We start from the raw sequence: 17422 nt of genomic DNA, 5'->3' as shown, positions 1-17422 counted from the left end.
TCCGCAGGTCTCTTTTTTACGTGGCGTTCCCTTGCAAGGAGATGCAGCTATGCGCCTTCTTCTGTGCACCCTCTGCTTGGTATTCGGCCTCGGCGTCAACGCACAGCCTCGGTACTTCGACTGGAAGGAGGTGGCCCCGGGCGTATACGCGGCCATAGGCAAGCCCGGCGTGCTCAGCAACGCCGCCGTAATCATAACCGAAGAGGGCGTCGTTGTAGTCGATACGCACCTGCGTCCCTCCTGGGCTCGCGACCTTATTGAACAGATTCGGCGCCTGAGCAGACAACCCGTGCGCTTTGTGATCAACACGCACTGGCACAACGACCACACCCACGGCAACCGGGCCTATCAGGCCGCCTTCCCTCAGGGCGTGATCTTCATTGCCCATCATCTGACGCGAGAAGACCTGATCCAGAAAGGGATCCCGAATCTGGAGCAGACGCGCCGGACGCTTCCGGAGCGCATCGCGCAGTGGCGCCGGTGGCTGGCTGAGGGAAGACGCGAAGACGGCACCCTTTTGGACGAGGCGGGCCGCCGACAACTGGAGGCCCAAATCGCAGACAACGAAGCTTACTTGCGCGAGCTCGAGCAACTGGAGCTTAAGCTGCCCGATCTGACCTTCGACCGCAGCCTGCGCCTGTGGCTCGGAGGACGGCCGATCGACGTGCTCTACTTCGGCGAAGGGCATACTCGGGGAGACGTGTTCGTATACCTGCCGCAGGAGAAGGTGCTCATCACGGGCGATATGCTCGTAGGGGGCTTGCCTTTTATGCGGGACGCCACCCCCCTGGCCTGGGCTTCGACGCTAGAGCAGGTGGGGCGACTTGAGATCCGCACCATTATCCCCGGTCACGGAGAGGTGCAAACGGGAACGGCGCGATTGGCGCTCACGGTACAATATCTGCGCGACCTAGAGGCCCTGGTGCGCGAGCAGATCCAGCGCGGAGCCTCTCTGGAGGCGGCCACGGAGGCCCTATTGCGGGATGAACGCCTGATGCGCTATGAACGGGAGTTCCCCAACTTCCGAGCCGGGCTTACGGGTCCCAACGGCAACATCACCAAAATGTACCAAGCGCTGCGCGCTCATGGCTCCTGATAGCCCTTCGCTAATGCGGACCGCAGTGTGGGAACACGGCAAAAAGGACTACGTTCGGGCTCTTTTCAACGCCATCGCCCACCGGTACGATCTCTTAAACAGCCTGCTCAGCCTGGGGCTAGACCGCTACTGGCGCTGGCGCGCGATACGATGGCTGGCCTCTGAACGGCCCCGAACGATCCTGGATGCGGCCACTGGAACGGCCGAGCTGGCGATTGCGGCCGCTCGGCTGCGCAGCGTAGAGCGCATCGTCGGCGTGGACATCGCCGAGGCCATGCTGGAGCGGGGCCGACACAAAGTGAACCGGCTGGGTTTGAAGGAGCGAATCCTCTTGCAACGAGCCGACTCCGAAGCCCTGCCCTTTCCTGACGGGCTTTTCGATGCGGCCATGGTCGCCTTCGGGGTGCGCAACTTCGAAAACCTAGACCAAGGCCTGCGGGAACTGCGCCGCGTGGTCCGCCCAGGCGGCGTGGTGCTCATTTTGGAGTTCGCCCGAAGCCGGTTGCCCGGTTTTCGCACCCTTTTCGGGTTCTACTTCCATCATCTGCTGCCCCGCCTGGGCAGTTGGGTATCGGGACATCCGGAGGCCTATCGCTACCTGCCCGAATCGGTGGCGCGCTTTCCGGAGGACCTCGAGTTCGTGAGTCGACTCCAGAAAGCGGGCTTCCGCCGCATCAGCTGGCGAAGGCTTACCTTCGGCGTCTGCGCCCTTTACAAAGCATGGGTATGAATGCAGGAGGACGACCCCCATGAAGCGGCTTCTTCTCTGTCTGGCGTGCCTAGTGGGCGCTGGCCTTTCCTACGGCCAAGGCATCGGGGTGGGCGTAGTGGGGGGGCTAAACTACAGCTCGCCCAGAGCCCTGCAAAACGGCTCCGCCAGGGACATTTACGAACGTCGTTCGGGCTACGACGTGGGGCTTTTCCTGGATTTGGGGCTTTCCTCGACAACCCATCTGCGGCCTGGCTTTTTCTGGTCGGTGAAACGGATCGGAGCGCAATCCAGCACAGGCAGCATCAGCCAGGGAAGCGACTTTGAGATCAATTTCGTAAACGTGCCCCTGGATCTTGTGCTGCAGCTTGCGGTCCCCTTGATCTCCCCCTACGTGCTACTGGGCCCGCAGGCCGCGGTTAAGATCGACGCCAAGGACGCCGAGGGCCGCCCCCTGCGAGACCGGATCAAGGTGCTCTCGTGGAGCGGCAACGTGGGCCTGGGGCTGCGTGTGCGCCTGCTCGGACTTGCCCTGTATCCGGAGATCCGCTACAACCTCGCCTTGGACAACCTAAACGAGCCCGGCGCCTGGGACGATCTGCGGGTCAACCTCGTACACCTGCGCCTCGGCCTAGGGCTGTAGGGATCCCGGTTCGGCAAAAAACTCAGCCCTATGCGAGAACTCATACGCCTGTCGGTCGCCCACAGTCCGGATGCCGACGATGCCTTCATGTTTTACGCCCTGAGCTCGGAGCCACCCCGAATCCCCACGGGCCGATACCGCTTTGAGCACGTGCTGGCGGATATCGAAACGCTCAACCGCGCCGCGCTCGAGGGGCGCTATGCTGTATCGGCCCTTTCCTTTCACGCCTACGCCTACGTGGCTGATCGATACGCGCTTCTCGGCGCCGGGGCAAGCATGGCCGAGGCCGATTACGGCCCGATAGTCGTGGCGACCCGACCCTTTGAGCCCGATTCCCTGTACGGAGCCCGGATCGCCGTTCCTGGGCTGTGGACTTCGGCGTATCTGGCGCTCCGGCTGCGCTTGCCCGTCTTCGAGCCGGTCGTGATGCCGTTCGACCAGATTCTAGGGGCCGTCGCCCGCCAAGAGGTGCCCGCGGGGCTTATCATTCACGAAGGGCAGTTAAGCTACAGGCGATATGGCCTATATGCGGTTCTGAACCTGGGCCGCTGGTGGTATGAGCAGACCGGCCTGCCCCTGCCTCTTGGCGGCAATGTGGTCCGACGCGATTTGGGTCCGGATGTGATGCGCGACGTGGCGCGGCTCCTGCGCCAGAGCGTTCTTTACGCTCTCGAACATCGCCGGGAGGCCCTGGAATACGCCCTCCGCTATGCTCGCGACCTAAGCCCTGAGGAGGCCGACCGCTTCGTTAGCATGTATGTCAACCGGCGCACCGTAGATTACGGACCTGAGGGCCGGCAGGCGGTGCAGCGGTTTCTGGATCGCGGCTATCAGGCCGGCTGGATCCCCCGGAAAGTGACCGTGGATTTCGTAGACGCATCCTAAGGCGAGGAGATTCGCGATGAGGCGTGTTTGGGTGCTGCTTTGCCTGTTTGCGGGCGCCGCGCAGGCGCAAGCCCCGGAACGGCTGGCCATCCGGGCCGGCCGGCTTTTTGACGCCACAGACGGCAGCCTGAAATCCGATATGGCCGTCCTGGTGCGAGGAGATCGCATAGAGGCCGTCGTGCCGGCTTCGCGGATTCCGCCTGGGGTGCCCGTGCTAAACCTGAGCGCTTATACCGTACTGCCAGGGCTTATCGACTGCCACGTGCACCTGAGCTCGGACAGCTCCTCCGTAATGGGGTATTTTCAACCCCTGCAGGAGGTGCCGGCCTATGCGGCCCTGCGGGCGGCTGTGAACGCGCGCAAAATGCTGGAGGCCGGCTTCACGGCGGGCCGCAACGTGGGGGCAAGCGACTGGGTGGACGTGGCCCTGCGGGATGCGATTGAACGCGGCCTTGTGCCTGGGCCTCGGCTACAGGTGGCCGCGCATGCTATCGGAATCACGGGCGGACACTGCGACGTGACGGGGTTCCGACCGGACTTGTTCGGACGCGAACCGGGCATCGAGCGCGGCATCGCCAACGGACCTAATGAGGCCGCAGCCGCGGTGCGGTATCAGATCAAGTACGGCGCGGACCTTATCAAGATCTGCGCCACGGGGGGCGTGCTCTCGATACGCGACCCCGCGGGGGCCCAACAGATGACCTTCGAGGAGATCCGAGCCGTCGTCGAGGAGGCCGCGCGCCACGGAAAACGCGTCGCCGCGCACGCGCACGGAACCGAGGGCATCAAAGTGGCCGTCCGAGCGGGGGTGGCCTCGATCGAACACGGGTCCATGCTCGACGATGAGGCGATCGCGCTCCTGAAGGCGCATGGCACCTACCTGGTGCCCACGCTCCTGGCCGGCGAGACCGTCTACCGCAAGGCCCAACGCGGCGAACTCCCCCCGCAGCCTGCCGCCAAGGCCCTGGAGATCGCACCCCGCATGCGAGAAAGCTTCCGCAAAGCCGCCCAAGCCGGGGTTCGGATCGCCTTCGGCACAGACGCCGGTGTCTTCCCACATGGGCAAAACGCGCGCGAATTTCGGCTCATGGTCGAAGGCGGCATGCGCCCCGTTGATGCACTGCTTGCGGCCACGCGCGAGGCGGCCCGATTGCTGGGATGGGAGGATCGAATCGGCACAATCGAGGCGGGCAAGTACGCCGATCTGATCGCCGTGCCGGGCGATCCCACGCGCGACATCACGGTCATGGAGCGCGTGCTCTTCGTTATGAAGGGCGGCGTTATTTACAAAAAGCCGCCCGAATGATGCTTTTTTCGTTCCCCGATCTCGTAACTTTGGTTTGATGAACCCCGTTTGCGGAGAAGCGCGCTATGGGCCTGTACAAGATCCCCCGTCCCACAAACGAGCCCGTTCGCAGTTACGCCCCGGGCACCCCGGAACGGGCTAGTCTGCGGCGGCGCATCGAACAGATGCGCTCCGAGGTGATCGAAATCCCCGTCATCGTGGCGGGAGAGGAGCTGTACACAGGCCAGGTGCAGGAGGTCGTCTGCCCTCATGAGCACGGCCACGTTCTGGCCCGCTTTCATCAAGCCGGCCCTCGTGAGGTAGAGTTGGCCCTTGAGGCCGCCAAGCACGCCTGGCAGGAATGGTCCCGATGGCCTTGGGAAGAACGAGCGGCGATCTTTCTCAAGGCAGCGGATCTGCTCGCTGGCCCCTGGCGCGACACCCTGAACGCGGCCACCATATTGGGGCAGAGCAAAAACGTCTTTCAGGCCGAGATCGACGCCGCCTGCGAACTTGTCGATTTCTTTCGCTTCAACGTCTACTACATGCAGTTCATCTACGAGCAGCAGCCCGACTCAGCCCCGGGCATGTGGAACCGGATGGAGTACCGGCCGCTAGAGGGGTTTATCTTCGCCGTAACGCCTTTCAATTTCACCTCTATTGGCGGCAACCTCCCCACAGCCCCCGCCCTTATGGGCAACACAGTGCTGTGGAAGCCCGCCTCCACCGCCTTGTACTCGAACTACTATGTGTACCGGCTCTTGGAGGCCGCTGGCTTGCCTCCGGGGGTGATCAACTTCCTACCCGGAAGCGGACCTCAAATCGGTGCCCTGGTGCTTTCGCATCCGGATCTGGCCGGTGTTCATTTTACCGGCTCTACGAACACCTTCCGATACATGTGGAAGCTCGTCGGAGAGCACATAGAGCGCTATCGCACCTATCCCCGGCTCGTGGGGGAGACGGGGGGCAAAGACTTCATCGTCGTGCACCCGAGCGCGGACCTGGAGGCGGCGGCCACGGCCATCGTGCGCGGCGGATACGAATATCAAGGGCAGAAGTGCTCGGCTGCTTCGCGCATCTACGCGCCCAAAAGCCGCTGGCCCAAACTCAAAGAGCTGCTCCTGGGCCAACTGGCGGAGATCCGCATGGGCCCCCCGGAGGATTTTCGGAACTTCTTCAACGCCGTCATCGACAGGGCGGCCTTCCGGAACATCGTGGGCTACATCGAATATGCGCGCCGCTCCGCGGAGGCGCAGATCCTATATGGAGGCACCTACGATGATACGACGGGCTACTACATCGCCCCCACGCTTATCGAGACAGCGGACCCGGGTTCTCGCTTGATGTGCGAGGAGATCTTCGGACCCGTGGTGAGCGTCTACGTGTACCCAGACGCCCAATACGCCGACACGCTCCGCATTGTGGATCAAACAAGCCCCTACGGGCTTACGGGCTCGATCTTCGCGCAAGATCGGAAGGCCATACAGCTGGCCACAGAACTGCTGCGCTACGCAGCCGGAAACTTCTACATCAACGACAAGCCCACGGGCGCCGTGGTGGGGCAACAGCCCTTCGGGGGCAGCCGGGCCTCGGGCACAAACGACAAAGCGGGCAGCTACCTAAACTTGCTCCGCTGGATTACACCCCGAGCCATCAAGGAGACCTTCCTACCGCCCCGGCACTTCGCCTATCCGTTTATGCAGGAAGATCCAGCAGAGCTCCCTCAGGCCGCTACATCGGCGGGCTAAAGGCCGCCTATCGCTTCATCCGGTAGCCGCCCTCCTCGTGGGCGAAAATCCAGGCGGCCAGCTTGCCCGGCTGCAGGCGCTCGTCTAGATCCGTCTTCCAGTATAGCTTGTCCTGCGTGATGGCGCTGTCGGAGCGCACGCCGATCCCTTCGGCTTGGGCTATGATGGCTTGAGCGCGCTGACGCCATTGGGCCATGTTTTGGGGCCTTAGGTCCACCCAGCCCTGCTCGGCCCATTGGTGGATGCGTTCGGCCGTGATGAGGAGCTCCTCAGGACAGGCGGGGGGATCCGGCACTTTGAGCTCCGCCCCCCGCCACCAGTGCCGACCGTCGGCCGCCAGAATAGCTAATCCTATAGAGAGGATCCGCCGGCGCAGCTCCGCCTGTTGGCGCACCCGAACCTCCAGACCGATGGCCAGGGCCTGTGGATCGGCGCAGGCCAGGGCCCGCAGACTGCCCACCTCCAAGCGCAACAGATACGCCTCCCAAAGAAGCTTCGAGAGCCGAGGAGGGCCCAGCATCTCAAAGGCCACGCCTTCTACGCCGTGCTGCTGTTCCAGGGCCTCCAGCATCTGCAAAGCCCGAGTCCGGAGGTTGCCCGCCCGATAGGTGGGCCCCAAGACGGCTGCATCGAGGGCATCGATCACGTCCCGACCCGTGTTGCGGCCCTCCAGCTCCCAACGGACCGCTTGGGCGATCTCCTCGGGCGTGATGAACTCCATCTGGCCCTCTTCGGAGAGGATTTCGAACTCGCTGCGGGCGAAGACGCCATTTTCCCCCACGTCGATAAAAGGAGCCTCCAGATAGCGGCCCAGGCGCAGCACGGGCTTTTCGTCCTCTAGCGACAAGCTCTCCCCCTCCTGCAACAGGAGCGGCTCCGGGCAATCCTGCAACTCTATCGGCTTACCTGCTCGGTAGACCGGCCCATAGGCGATGCGCTTCCAGCCCACAGCGGCGGCGGGCTTAAGCTCCTTGATGATCGTGCGGCCCGGGGTTCTGCCCAACAGGTAAAGCAAAAGCGTATGGGCTCCCGCCACCGCGGATTTGGAAAGGAGCATCCGAGAGGGCCGCCCCTCAGAGTGCGTATAGGGCACATTGAAGCCCATTCCGCCCGTGCCCGTGGTGCCCACCTTTAGGTAAACCTCTACGCCGGCGTGCTCCAGGGCGGCCGCCAGGATCTGAACATGCCGAATGAGCTGGGGGATGTATTGGATGGCCAAAAGGTGCTCCAGCTCCCGGCGCAGCAGATCGGCCGAGGCCCCCCGCTGCAGGGCGTACAAACAGCGCCGAGAGGCCGTGTACACGTCTTGATAGGCTACCACCGTGGCCGTGTTGATGCAGTCCACCACCAGCTGCGGCTTTTCCCGCACGAGCAGCTCGTAGAGCCAACTGGCCTTTACGATCTCCTCATCGAGCGTATCCCAGATGTCTCGCAGCAGCCGAAACCTGACTTCCGGATCGGCCAGCAGCTCGCGCAGGGAGCGGTCTTTCCAGGCCGTGCGCACCATCACGTTGCCCCAGGCCTCTCGGATGTCAACCTCCAGGCCCAGCGAGGCGGCCAGAGCGCGCAGCTCTTGGACGGCCTCCTCAGCTTCGGACTTCGTCAGGGCGGCCACGACCAAGCGCCCGATGCGGGCGCGCAGAAGCTCTCGGCATACGGCCCGGCCCACCAGGCCGGCCCCGCCCAATACCAATGCGGTTTTGCCTTCGAAACCCATGACGAAAAATTCAAATCGACTTGTCGAGGTTTGAGCACGATACGGTTACATCACCCGAGACGTGAAGACCGATCGTGTCAACGGGTGCACAATGTTACGAGCCCCCCCAAAGAAACGCAAACCGGTCAGGTTTGCGGTCGCAAACAACCCATAAGGCGCCGAGGAGCCTGCTTAGTCCATGATACGGCGCAGCAGGGTCGGCAGCCCCAGGTCTTGCTCTGCGGAGGGCTTTCCGCTATCCGAGGATAGCCGCACGACCTTGGGGTCTGCGCGTCTGCGATCGATAGCGGGTTCCTCCAACGGACGGCTTAACGGAGCCCGCTCTTCGTCTGGGGCTGTGGACCGAGAGGATCGCTCCGGCAAAGAAGACTCCACAACCCTATCCGATTCGGCCATAGGGGCCGACGCCGGGGCCAGATTCGGCCGTCGAGTATGCGGCGCAGCCAAAGCTTCCAGCAAGGGCTCGGCAAAACCGGTGGCCAGGACCGTCACGCGCAGCTGCTCGCCCACCTCTTCGTCCACGATAACCCCATGCAGGATCTCCTGCACATCCTGGGCCTCCCGGTTGAGCACCCCTAGAATGGTGCGGATTTCGCGCATAAGCGGTGGAGTGCCGGCGGTGATGTTCACCAGCACATGTCGAGCCCCGGCGATGGTGCGGCCATTCATCATGGGATGTCGCAGGGCTCCGTAGATCGCCTCTTCGGCCCGATTAGGTCCCGTGGCGGTACTGCTTCCAATAAGGGCAGCTCCGCCGTTTTCCAGGACGGTGCGCACATCCGCAAAATCCAAGTTGATCACCCCGCGCACGGTGATCACTTCCGCGATCCCCTTTACGGCGTTATAGAGCACCTGATCGGCCAACAGAAAGGCCTGCTCCAGGGTCAGATCCTCCCGTTCCTCGGCCAGCTCCATGAGGCGCTGATTGGGGATGACGATCAACGTATCGACCTGAGGGGCGAGGGCTTGAATCCCGGCCAGGGCCTTGCGCATCCGGGCCGGCCCTTCATCCTCATAGGGCATGGTGACCACGGCCACGGTGAGAATACCTAACCGGCGCGCCACACCACCGATGATGGGCGTAGCGCCGGTCCCCGTGCCTCCGCCCATACCGGCGGCCAAAAAGACCATGTCCGCGCCCTCTAGCACACGCTCCAGCTCCTCAATGGACTCTTCGGCGGCTTGGCGCCCAATCTCCGGTTTCGAGCCGGCTCCGAGTCCACGCGTGAGCAACCGGCCTATCTGCACCTTTGCCGGCGCCAGATTTCCATCCAAATCCTGCCGGTCGGTGTTGACCGCGATGAACTCCACCCCCTTGATGCCTTGGCGGATCATGTTGTTCAGCGCGTTGCCCCCTCCTCCTCCCACGCCTACGACCTTAATACGGGCTACCTCTTGGGTGGGGATCTCGATCACAAAGGGCATCGGTTGTTCTGGCATAGCCAGACTCCTTTTATGTTACAGTTCCTCCAGCCATCGTCCAATGCGCTCTACAAACCGCCTCCAAAGCCCCCTCCCCTGATCCCGCATCGGGGACCCTTTGCCCTCGGGGAGCTGGCTTAAGGCGTAGTGGATCAGTCCCACGCCCGTGGCGTACATGGGCGAGCGCACCTCCTGGGCCATGCCGCCATGCACCCCGACAGGCAGGCCGACACGAGCTTCCAGGCCGAGCTTGTGTTGGGCCAGCTCCGTGATACCCGCCAGCAATGCCCCGCCTCCGGTAAGAACCACACCCGCGGAGAGATGGCGCAGGTATCCGGAACGGCGCAATTGTTCATAGACGAGCTCGAAGATCTCCTCCATTCGGGGCTGGATGACCTGCGCCAAGGCGCTGCGCTGTATCGTCCGCGGCGGACGGCCGCCGATGCCCGGAATAGAGATCTGTGTCGCGTCGCGGACCCAATCCACCATTGCGCAGCCGTACTGGATTTTGAGCGTTTCTGCTTGCTCCGGCAACAGATGGAGCACCTTACGAATGTCCTCGGTCACGCTATCTCCGGCAAACGGGATGGCGGCCGTGTAGCGGATCACGTTGTTTTCGAAGACGGCCACGTCCGTAGTGCCTCCTCCGATGTCTACCAAAGCCACCCCGGCGCGCCGCTCCTCGGGATCCAGCACGGCCAAGGAGGAGGCCAGAGGCTGCAGTACGATATCGGCCACTTCGTATCCGGCCCGCTCTACGCAGCGCTGCAGGTTGCGCACAGCCGTAACCAAACCGGTGACTACGTGAAAGCGACCCTCTAGCCGGATGCCAGCCATCCCGACGGGGTTCTGGACGACGACGTGGTTGTCGACGATGAATTCCTGCGGCATGAGGTGCAGGATCTGCCGGTCGGCTGGCAGCAGCAGCCGTCGCGCGTCCTCCAGAAGCCGCTCTACGTCCCGCTGTCGGATCTCCCCGTCGCGCGTAGTGACGATGCTGCGGGTCTCGGAGCTGCTGATATGCTCTCCGGCCACGCCCACGTAGAGGGCGCGCACCTCAACGCCTGCGGCGCGCTCAGCCTCCTGTATGGCCTGCCGGATAGCCTGCACGGTCTGCTCGATGTTGGTCACCACCCCCCGGGTGATCCCGGTCGAAGGCGCTCGCCCGAGGCCCAGGATGTTCACGTGGCCCCATTCGTCGCGTTCGGCCACCAGGGCGCATACCTTGGTCGTGCCTATATCCAGCCCCACAACCAACCCTTCCATAAGCCACTCCTTGCTAGTGGGCGCCCTCCTTCAGGCGGGCGACGACCTGGCCTCGATACCGCACGTCGAGCTCCTCAAAACCCCGTCCTCCGCGGGGCAAGATCTCCTGCCAGTAGAAGGCCTCGAAGGCTTTCCACTGCTCCTCAACGCGCTCCGGATCGACGCGTACGGGCACGTAGCCCAAAGTGGTATACAGGACCAATTCCGGACCCGGATAGAGCGCGATTTCGGCCACCAGGGCCCGGCGCGGCCCCACCGCGGCCAGCCATCGCAGCCAGGGCAGCAGGGCCCGCATGACCGTATCGCGCCGGACCAGCCCGGCGCCATAGGGCGGCCCCAAGCCCCGTACCCAGGGCACGCTGGGCAGACCACGCTCCGGAGGCGGCAGCAAACGGCCCTCGTCATCCAGGTAAAGGCCTGGCGCCTCGGCTAGACGGGCCACGGGCTGCCGCTCCTGCACCTGAATCACCCACGCATCCGGCAGGCGCGGCCGGATGCGAACGGTGCGAAGATACGGATGTCCCACCAGCCGGCGCTCCCACATGGCAAGATGCGCCCCATAGAGCGGACTTCCGAGCGCGGGAACAAGGGGCCGAATCAGACTGGAATCGGCCACCCATCGGGCGCCCTCAACCAGAAGGCGACGGCATGTGAGCCCCTCACGCCACTTCCAAAACCCGAACCCAAGGGCTCCCAGAAACAACATCCCAAGTAGCAGCGCCTTGCGAAGCGAAGCCACAGCTAAAACCCCTCCCCCACAAGCTCGATTTCTAGCTCCAGCTCCACACCAAAGCGCTCCTGCACCACCTGACGTACGTGCTCGATAAGACGCCGCATATCCTGGGCGGTTGCCGAGCCGGTGTTTACGAGGAAGTTCGCGTGCTTATCGGAGACCATGGCCCCGCCGATCCGAAACCCCTTCAGCCCAGCCGCTTCGATCAGCCGACCCGCATACTCCCCCGGAGGGTTTTTGAACACGCTGCCCGCATTGGGCAACTCCAGAGGCTGGGTGGCGTTGCGCCGAGCCAGCAGCTCTTGTCGCCGTCGAAGGGCCTGTTCTGGGTCCACAGCGGGAAGCTCCAGCACGGCCTCCAGCACAAGAGCGCCCCGCAGGTCTGTGTATCGATACCCGTAGCGGACCTGCTCGCGTCGGCGTATCTGTCGGCGCCCCTCTTGGATGAGCTCTACGTGCAAAAGGTAATCGAAAAGCTCCACCCCGTAGGCGCCGGCGTTCATGATCACGGCCCCGCCCACGCTGCCCGGCACCCCACCGAGGCCCTCAATACCGCCCAGACCGCGGCGCAGGCATTCAAGCACGAGTTTAGGCAGGCTGTAGCCGGCGCCCACGGTCACGCGCGCGCCCTCGATATGCAGGTACTCCAAGCTGTCCTGGATCGCCACGACCACGCCGCGGATCCCCGCATCGCCCACCAGGATGTTGGTGCCCCGGCCCAGGATGAAATGCGGTATCGCCCGGCTCTGGAGCCATTCGACAATCTGAGCCGAGTCCTCCTTGTCGCGAGGCACCACAAAGACGTCGGCCGGACCTCCAATGCGCAGCGAGGTGTGTCGGGCCATCGGCTCCTGGAGCCGAACTTCTCCCCGCGTGAGCTTGCGCAGAGCCTCCAAAACAAGCCCGTTCATGCCTTCGTCCACTGCGCCCAAGCCTTCTCCACGAAGCGGTGCACATCACCGGCGCCCAGGCTAAGGAGCAGATCCCCGGAAGCCAGAAGCTCCGGCAACCGCTCCGCAAGCGCCGCCTTGTCGGCGATGTAATGCACATGACGATGCCCCAGGCGACGCGCGGCCTCAGCAATAAGGGCGCCGCTGACGCCCGCAATAGGGTGCTCGCGGGCCGGATAGACATCCAGCACCACCAGCAGATCGGCCTCCAGGAACGCGCGCGCGAAATCCTCGTACAGATCGCGCGTGCGGCTGTAAAGGTGCGGTTGAAAGACCGCCACAAGCCGACACCCCGGCCAGCCGCTCCGAGCTGTCTCTAGGGTGGCTCGCACCTCGGCCGGATGGTGGGCGTAGTCGTCGATCCAGATCACCCCTCCGTGCTCGCCCCGTAAATGGAAGCGTCGCTCCACGCCCGTAAAGGCGGCTAGGGCCTCGGCGATGCGGGGAAAGTCCACCTCCAGCTCCAGCCCCACGGCCACGGCGGCGAGCGCGTTTTGCACGTTATGTCGGCCCGGAACGGCAAGCCGCACCCGGCCCAGGGGGCGCTGCTCCTCCGAAACCGTAAAGGTGCTGCCCCATTGCTCTAGCTCCACCCCAACGGCCCGCAGACGCGCCTGCGGGGAGAACCCGTACGTGACGACGCGACGCTCCAGATGGGCCAGCAGCCGCTGCAGATTCGGATCATCCAAGCAGAGTATGATTGAGCCATAAAAGGGCACTTTATTGGCAAAAGCGCAGAAGGCCTGCTCCAAATCCTCCAAAGAGGCGTAAACGTCCGTGTGCTCCAGGTCCAGCGTGGTCAGCACGGCCAGCGTGGGGCTGAGCTGCAGGAAGGTTCGGTCGTATTCATCGGCCTCCACCACGATCACGTCTCCGGCCCCCGGCACGGCGTTGGAGCCAAAGACGTGTACCCTGCCGCCCACGATGATAGTGGGATCATAGCCGCCCGCGGCCACCACGAGCCCCACCATCGAGGTGGTGGTCGTCTTCCCATGCGTGCCCGCCACCCCGATTCCGTACTTCATGCGCATAAGCTCCGCCAGCATCTCCGCCCGACGGATGACGGGGATGCGCAGCCGATGCGCCTCCAGAGTCTCGGGGTTCTCCTCCGGACGCACGGCGGAGGAATAGACCACCACGTCCGCCCCGTGAACGTGCTCGGGGGCATGTCCCTCGAAGATGCGCGCCCCCAGCCGCTCTAAGCGTTCCGTTAGCTCGCTATGCCTAAGATCTGAGCCCGAGACCAGGAAACCTTGGTTGAGCAAGATCTCGGCGATCCCGCTCATACCCACGCCCCCGATGCCGACCAAATGCACATGACGGGTCCGGCCCAGACGGGGGGACCGACGCGGAGGCGGGGCCGAGAGGTTCATAATTGGGCTTCGATCAGTTCCCATACCAGGCGCGCTATCGTCTCCGCCGCACCGGGCCGGCTCAACTGCCGGGCCTGGACGCCCATGCGGATCCGGCGTTCCGGCTGCGCGGCTAGTTCCTGTAACAGATACCCAAGCTGCGCCTCGGCCTGCTGATCGGGCAGCAGCACCGCGGCCCCGGCTTGCGCGAAAAGCTCAGCGTTGCGGCGTTGGTGATCGGCCACCACGTTGGGCGAAGGCACGAGCACGCTGGGCAGGCCCGCTTGGGCTAACTCGCTCAGCGTGAGCGCGCCGGCGCGGCAGACCACCACATCGGCTGCGCCATAGGCCTCCGCCATCGCCTCCAGAAACGGGCTTAAGTACAGACGCGGATGGGGGGGCAGCTGGCTTCGCAGGCGTCCATAGGCCCCCGGGCCCGTCTGCCAGAGCACCTGCCAGCCGGCCTCTAGAAACGTGCTCGCCCATCGAGCCATGGCCCGGTTGAGGGTCTCGGCCCCCAGACTGCCCCCCAAAGCGAGCACCGTAAACCGATCGGGCGAAAAGCCCCACCGGCCGGCGGCCAAGGCTCGGGGTACGGTTCCGATTTCGGATCGCACGGGGTTTCCGGTCAGGCGCACCCGCGTCTGGGGGAAATACGCAGCCGCGGCCTCAAAACCCAAGCACACCCAGCGGGCCCAACGGGCGAAACACCGGTTGGCCAGACCGGGGTAGCTGTTTTGCTCTTGCAACACGTAAGGTAGGCCCCGCAGGACAGCCGCGCTCAGCACGGGCACCGTTACGTATCCCCCGGTGGCCACGATCGCATGCGGCCGTATCCGGTCCAGCAGCCTCCAGGCGCGTCCCAGACCCCGTCCTACCACGACGGGCAAAGACAGGTTGCGCCACCACTGCCGGCGTCTTAGCCCCCGAGCCGGTATCGCATAGAACGGATATCCGGCCTGCGGTACCACGCGTCCTTCCAGTCTTTCCGGAGTTCCCGCGAAGGCGATCTCCACCTCTGGCTTCAGGCGACGAAGCGCCTCCGCAACCGCCAAAGCAGGGTATACGTGCCCTCCTGTGCCCCCGCCCACAAACAAAACGCCCGGAGGCGCCCTCACTGTCGCCTCCGAGCCTGTCGGGATACATTGAGCACAATTCCGGCCTGAGCGCAGCTTACCAGAAGCGCCGTGCCGCCGTAGCTGACAAACGGCAGCGTCTGCCCTGTCACAGGCCCTAAACCCACTACAATGAGCACATGCACGAAGGCCTGCACGAGCAGAGCCGTCGTCAGCCCGCCTGCAAGCAAAAAGCCCAAAGCGTCAGGCGCCCAGCGCGCCACATAAAAGAAACCCCGCACCAAGAGGACGACAAACAAACCCACCAGGGCCGCCCCGCCCACTAGCCCGTACTCCTCGACGATGATGGCGAAGACAAAATCATTGTACGGCAAGGGCAGAAAATCCCGCTGCACGCTTTTGCCCATGCCTACCCCGAACAACCCACCGTTGGCGAGCGCGATCAGGGACTGCACCACCTGATAATCATCCCCCAGCGGGTCAAGCTCCCCCTGCCCGATGCGGGCCGCAAAGCGCTCCAGGCGCTCCCATCTGTAGGGAGCCATTCCTATTAGGATCCCGGAGAGGGCTATCCCAACAAGGCCCACCACAAGAAGCTGACGCACCGGAATGCGGCCCAAAAACAGCAGCACGGCCGATACGACCAGCAACAGCACGGCCGCGCTCAGGTTGCTGGGACCGATCAAGCCCACCCCTAAACCGATCCAACAGAGCGCCGGCAGCAGCGCCCGATCCATGTCCGCGATACAGGGCTGCTTGCGGGCCAGCAAGGTAGCCAAATACACCGTAAGCGCGGCGCGCGCCAGCTCCGAAGGCTGAAAACTGGCCCCTGCTATACGCAGCCATCGAGCCGAGGCCCCCGGACCTTCGGCGAACCACCAGACCAGGCCCACAAGGCCCAGGCTAAACAGGAGCACAGCTCGACTCCAACGGGCCACCACATGATAATCGATGCGGCTCAGGATCAGGAGCGCCGCTATCCCCATGCCCACGTGGGTCAAGCGACGCAGCATGAGCCCGCCTAAGCCCCCCTCCGCCCGGTGGGTAGCCAAAGACGCCATAGAGGAGAAAACGGCCAGGGTACCCAGCAACAGGAGGGCTAGGACCGTCCACAGAAAAATCCGGTCCACTCCCCCAGGCGCATCAGGGGTGGGACGGTAGGACATCGTCATTACTCCAGAGCCAATACCAGTCGCTTAAAGGTGTCCCCGCGGTGTTCGTAGTTTTCGAACATATCGAAACTGGCGCAGGCTGGGCTCAGCAGCACCACCTCGCCCGGACGAGCCAAAGCGCGAGCCGACCGAACGGCGTCCTCCAGCGAGCGGGCTGGCACAAGCAACTCCACAAGCCCCCCTAGCTCCTGCTCGATCTTATGGGCCGACTCGCCGATCGTGATCAACACGCGCACCTTGCGGGCCACAAGAGGCTTGATTTTGCTGTAGTCGTTTCCCTTATCGCGCCCCCCCATGATGAGCACGATGGGCTGCTCAAAACTTTCCAGCGCGTACCAGACGGAGTTAACGTTCGTCGCCTTGGAGTCGTTGACGTAGAGCACCCCATCGAGCTGACGAACGAACTCAAGCCTATGCGGCACCCCCTCGAAGGTCTGAAAGCTTTCCCGCACCACATCCTGGCGGATCTCCATAACGCGGGCGGCTAGGGCCGCGGCCAGCGAGTTGTACAGGTTGTGGCGTCCCCGCAAGTTCAGGTGCTCCATGGCGATACCCCACTCCTGTTGGTCAACTCGAACCACGAGCTCACGACCTCGCAGAAAAGCCCCCTCGGGCAACTCCCGCTCTAGGCTGAAGCCCAAGCGGCGAGCTTGAACGGGCGTATGCGGATCAACCCCAAAGGGGCCGACTACGGGATCATCGGCGTTGTAGAGCAAGAAGTCTTGGGGGGTCTGATGGGCTGCGATGCGGAACTTGGCCTCCGCATAGCGAGCGAAACTTCCCCCGTATCGATCCAGGTGATCGGGGCTGATGTTGAGGATCGCCGCCACATGGGGCCGGAAGCTGAGCACGTGATCCAGCTGAAAACTGGAGACCTCCAGCACCACCATGTGTTCGGGGCTAAGACGCAACACGAAATCCGAAAACGGGGCTCCGATGTTGCCCGCCACCACGGTGGGCCGGCCTGAGCGGCGAAAGATGTGACCGATGAGCGCCGTCGTGGTGGTCTTGCCGTTCGTGCCCGTGATAGCCACAATGGGCGCCGGACAGAACCAGGAGGCGAGCTCAAGCTCGCTGTACAAGGGCAGGCCGCGTTCGAGCAGGGCCTGCACAAGCGGGGCTTCCGTCGGCACCCCCGGACTGATGACGGCCCAGTCGGCCTCCAGGGCGCGTTCGCTATGTCCCCCCTCCTCATAGGAGATCCCCTGTCGCAGCAGGGCCTCACGCGTCGGCTGCGGCAGCAGACCCTGATCCGTCACGAACACCTCGGCTCCGAGCCGATGGAGCAGCTCCGCCGCGGCTCGTCCGCTGCGCGCTCCGCCTATGATCGTGACGCGTTGCCCTCGTATGGGCTGCAAAGGCGGCATA

At 63.9% G+C, this 17422-nt stretch carries 15 protein-coding genes; 6 read left to right on the top strand and 9 right to left on the bottom strand.

Annotated elements, in window-relative coordinates; all coding sequences use genetic code 11:
* Positions 1–49 precede the first annotated feature (49 nt).
* The 6 genes from NZ993_08775 (at position 50) to pruA (ending at position 6366) form a co-directional block, all read left to right on the top strand.
* Positions 50–1096 carry an MBL fold metallo-hydrolase gene (locus NZ993_08775; protein ID MCS7155880.1) on the top strand — a complete coding sequence of 349 codons (1047 nt, stop codon included), beginning with the start codon at positions 50–52 and terminating at the stop codon, positions 1094–1096.
* 13 nt (positions 1097–1109) lie between these two features.
* Positions 1110–1826 carry a bifunctional demethylmenaquinone methyltransferase/2-methoxy-6-polyprenyl-1,4-benzoquinol methylase UbiE gene (ubiE, locus tag NZ993_08770; GenBank protein MCS7155879.1) on the top strand — a complete coding sequence of 239 codons (717 nt, stop codon included), beginning with the start codon at positions 1110–1112 and terminating at the stop codon, positions 1824–1826.
* 19 nt (positions 1827–1845) lie between these two features.
* Positions 1846–2448 (top strand): outer membrane beta-barrel protein, encoded by a 603-nt coding sequence (locus NZ993_08765; GenBank protein ID MCS7155878.1) that lies wholly within the window; start codon positions 1846–1848, stop codon positions 2446–2448.
* Between the two features lie 30 nt (positions 2449–2478).
* The gene (locus tag NZ993_08760; GenBank protein ID MCS7155877.1) at positions 2479–3333 is read left to right on the top strand and encodes an ABC transporter substrate-binding protein; all 855 of its coding nucleotides are present in this window, start codon (positions 2479–2481) and stop codon (positions 3331–3333) included.
* Positions 3334–3349: 16 nt separating this feature from the next.
* Positions 3350–4639 carry an amidohydrolase family protein gene (locus NZ993_08755; GenBank protein MCS7155876.1) on the top strand — a complete coding sequence of 430 codons (1290 nt, stop codon included), beginning with the start codon at positions 3350–3352 and terminating at the stop codon, positions 4637–4639.
* Positions 4640–4704: 65 nt separating this feature from the next.
* On the top strand, positions 4705–6366 hold the full coding sequence (gene pruA, locus NZ993_08750; GenBank protein ID MCS7155875.1) for an L-glutamate gamma-semialdehyde dehydrogenase: 1662 nt from the start codon (positions 4705–4707) through the stop codon (positions 6364–6366).
* Positions 6367–6373: 7 nt separating this feature from the next.
* On the opposite strand, the gene NZ993_08745 is transcribed toward pruA, so the two are convergent.
* From NZ993_08745 to murD, 9 genes are all read right to left on the bottom strand, one after another.
* On the bottom strand, positions 6374–8083 hold the full coding sequence (locus NZ993_08745; GenBank protein MCS7155874.1) for a short-chain dehydrogenase: 1710 nt from the start codon (positions 8081–8083) through the stop codon (positions 6374–6376).
* Between the two features lie 171 nt (positions 8084–8254).
* Positions 8255–9523: a cell division protein FtsZ gene (gene ftsZ, locus NZ993_08740; protein MCS7155873.1), complete on the bottom strand. Its 1269-nt coding sequence runs from the start codon at positions 9521–9523 to the stop codon at positions 8255–8257.
* A gap of 18 nt (positions 9524–9541) precedes the next feature.
* On the bottom strand, positions 9542–10771 hold the full coding sequence (gene ftsA, locus NZ993_08735; GenBank protein MCS7155872.1) for a cell division protein FtsA: 1230 nt from the start codon (positions 10769–10771) through the stop codon (positions 9542–9544).
* 13 nt (positions 10772–10784) lie between these two features.
* Positions 10785–11510 carry a hypothetical protein gene (locus tag NZ993_08730; protein ID MCS7155871.1) on the bottom strand — a complete coding sequence of 242 codons (726 nt, stop codon included), beginning with the start codon at positions 11508–11510 and terminating at the stop codon, positions 10785–10787.
* A gap of 2 nt (positions 11511–11512) precedes the next feature.
* The gene (gene murB / locus NZ993_08725; protein ID MCS7155870.1) at positions 11513–12415 is read right to left on the bottom strand and encodes a UDP-N-acetylmuramate dehydrogenase; all 903 of its coding nucleotides are present in this window, start codon (positions 12413–12415) and stop codon (positions 11513–11515) included.
* Complete coding sequence (gene murC / locus NZ993_08720) at positions 12412–13827, bottom strand: UDP-N-acetylmuramate--L-alanine ligase (GenBank protein ID MCS7155869.1); 1416 nt, start codon at positions 13825–13827, stop codon at positions 12412–12414. Before murC ends, murB begins: the two co-directional genes overlap by 4 nt.
* Entirely contained in the window at positions 13824–14924 is a 1101-nt protein-coding gene (gene murG, locus NZ993_08715; GenBank protein MCS7155868.1) for an undecaprenyldiphospho-muramoylpentapeptide beta-N-acetylglucosaminyltransferase, read from the bottom strand. The genes murC and murG overlap by 4 nt, the downstream gene beginning before the upstream one ends.
* On the bottom strand, positions 14921–16048 hold the full coding sequence (locus tag NZ993_08710) for an FtsW/RodA/SpoVE family cell cycle protein (GenBank protein MCS7155867.1): 1128 nt from the start codon (positions 16046–16048) through the stop codon (positions 14921–14923). Before NZ993_08710 ends, murG begins: the two co-directional genes overlap by 4 nt.
* A gap of 5 nt (positions 16049–16053) precedes the next feature.
* On the bottom strand, positions 16054–17421 hold the full coding sequence (gene murD / locus NZ993_08705; GenBank protein ID MCS7155866.1) for a UDP-N-acetylmuramoyl-L-alanine--D-glutamate ligase: 1368 nt from the start codon (positions 17419–17421) through the stop codon (positions 16054–16056).
* Between the last annotated feature and the right edge of the window lies 1 nt (position 17422).

The sequence above is a fragment of the Bacteroidota bacterium genome, assembly GCA_025059945.1.
Taxonomy (GTDB): domain Bacteria; phylum Bacteroidota; class Rhodothermia; order JANXDC01; family JANXDC01; genus JANXDC01.
Note: the sequence above shows the minus strand (reverse complement) of the source record. Positions and strands in the feature narration are given on the sequence as shown.

Excerpts from the sequence above, each read along its gene's own strand:
- NZ993_08775 (MCS7155880.1), top strand. The coding sequence starts at position 50 with ATGCGCCTTCTTCTGTGCACCCTCTGCTTGGTATTCGGCCTCGGCGTC.
- ubiE (MCS7155879.1), top strand. The coding sequence starts at position 1,110 with ATGCGGACCGCAGTGTGGGAACACGGCAAAAAGGACTACGTTCGGGCT.
- NZ993_08765 (MCS7155878.1), top strand. The coding sequence starts at position 1,846 with ATGAAGCGGCTTCTTCTCTGTCTGGCGTGCCTAGTGGGCGCTGGCCTT.
- NZ993_08760 (MCS7155877.1), top strand. The coding sequence starts at position 2,479 with ATGCGAGAACTCATACGCCTGTCGGTCGCCCACAGTCCGGATGCCGAC.
- NZ993_08755 (MCS7155876.1), top strand. The coding sequence starts at position 3,350 with ATGAGGCGTGTTTGGGTGCTGCTTTGCCTGTTTGCGGGCGCCGCGCAG.
- pruA (MCS7155875.1), top strand. The coding sequence starts at position 4,705 with ATGGGCCTGTACAAGATCCCCCGTCCCACAAACGAGCCCGTTCGCAGT.
- NZ993_08745 (MCS7155874.1), bottom strand. The coding sequence starts at position 8,083 with ATGGGTTTCGAAGGCAAAACCGCATTGGTATTGGGCGGGGCCGGCCTG.
- ftsZ (MCS7155873.1), bottom strand. The coding sequence starts at position 9,523 with ATGCCAGAACAACCGATGCCCTTTGTGATCGAGATCCCCACCCAAGAG.
- ftsA (MCS7155872.1), bottom strand. The coding sequence starts at position 10,771 with ATGGAAGGGTTGGTTGTGGGGCTGGATATAGGCACGACCAAGGTATGC.
- murB (MCS7155870.1), bottom strand. The coding sequence starts at position 12,415 with ATGAACGGGCTTGTTTTGGAGGCTCTGCGCAAGCTCACGCGGGGAGAA.
- murC (MCS7155869.1), bottom strand. The coding sequence starts at position 13,827 with ATGAACCTCTCGGCCCCGCCTCCGCGTCGGTCCCCCCGTCTGGGCCGG.
- NZ993_08710 (MCS7155867.1), bottom strand. The coding sequence starts at position 16,048 with ATGTCCTACCGTCCCACCCCTGATGCGCCTGGGGGAGTGGACCGGATT.
- murD (MCS7155866.1), bottom strand. The coding sequence starts at position 17,421 with ATGCCGCCTTTGCAGCCCATACGAGGGCAACGCGTCACGATCATAGGC.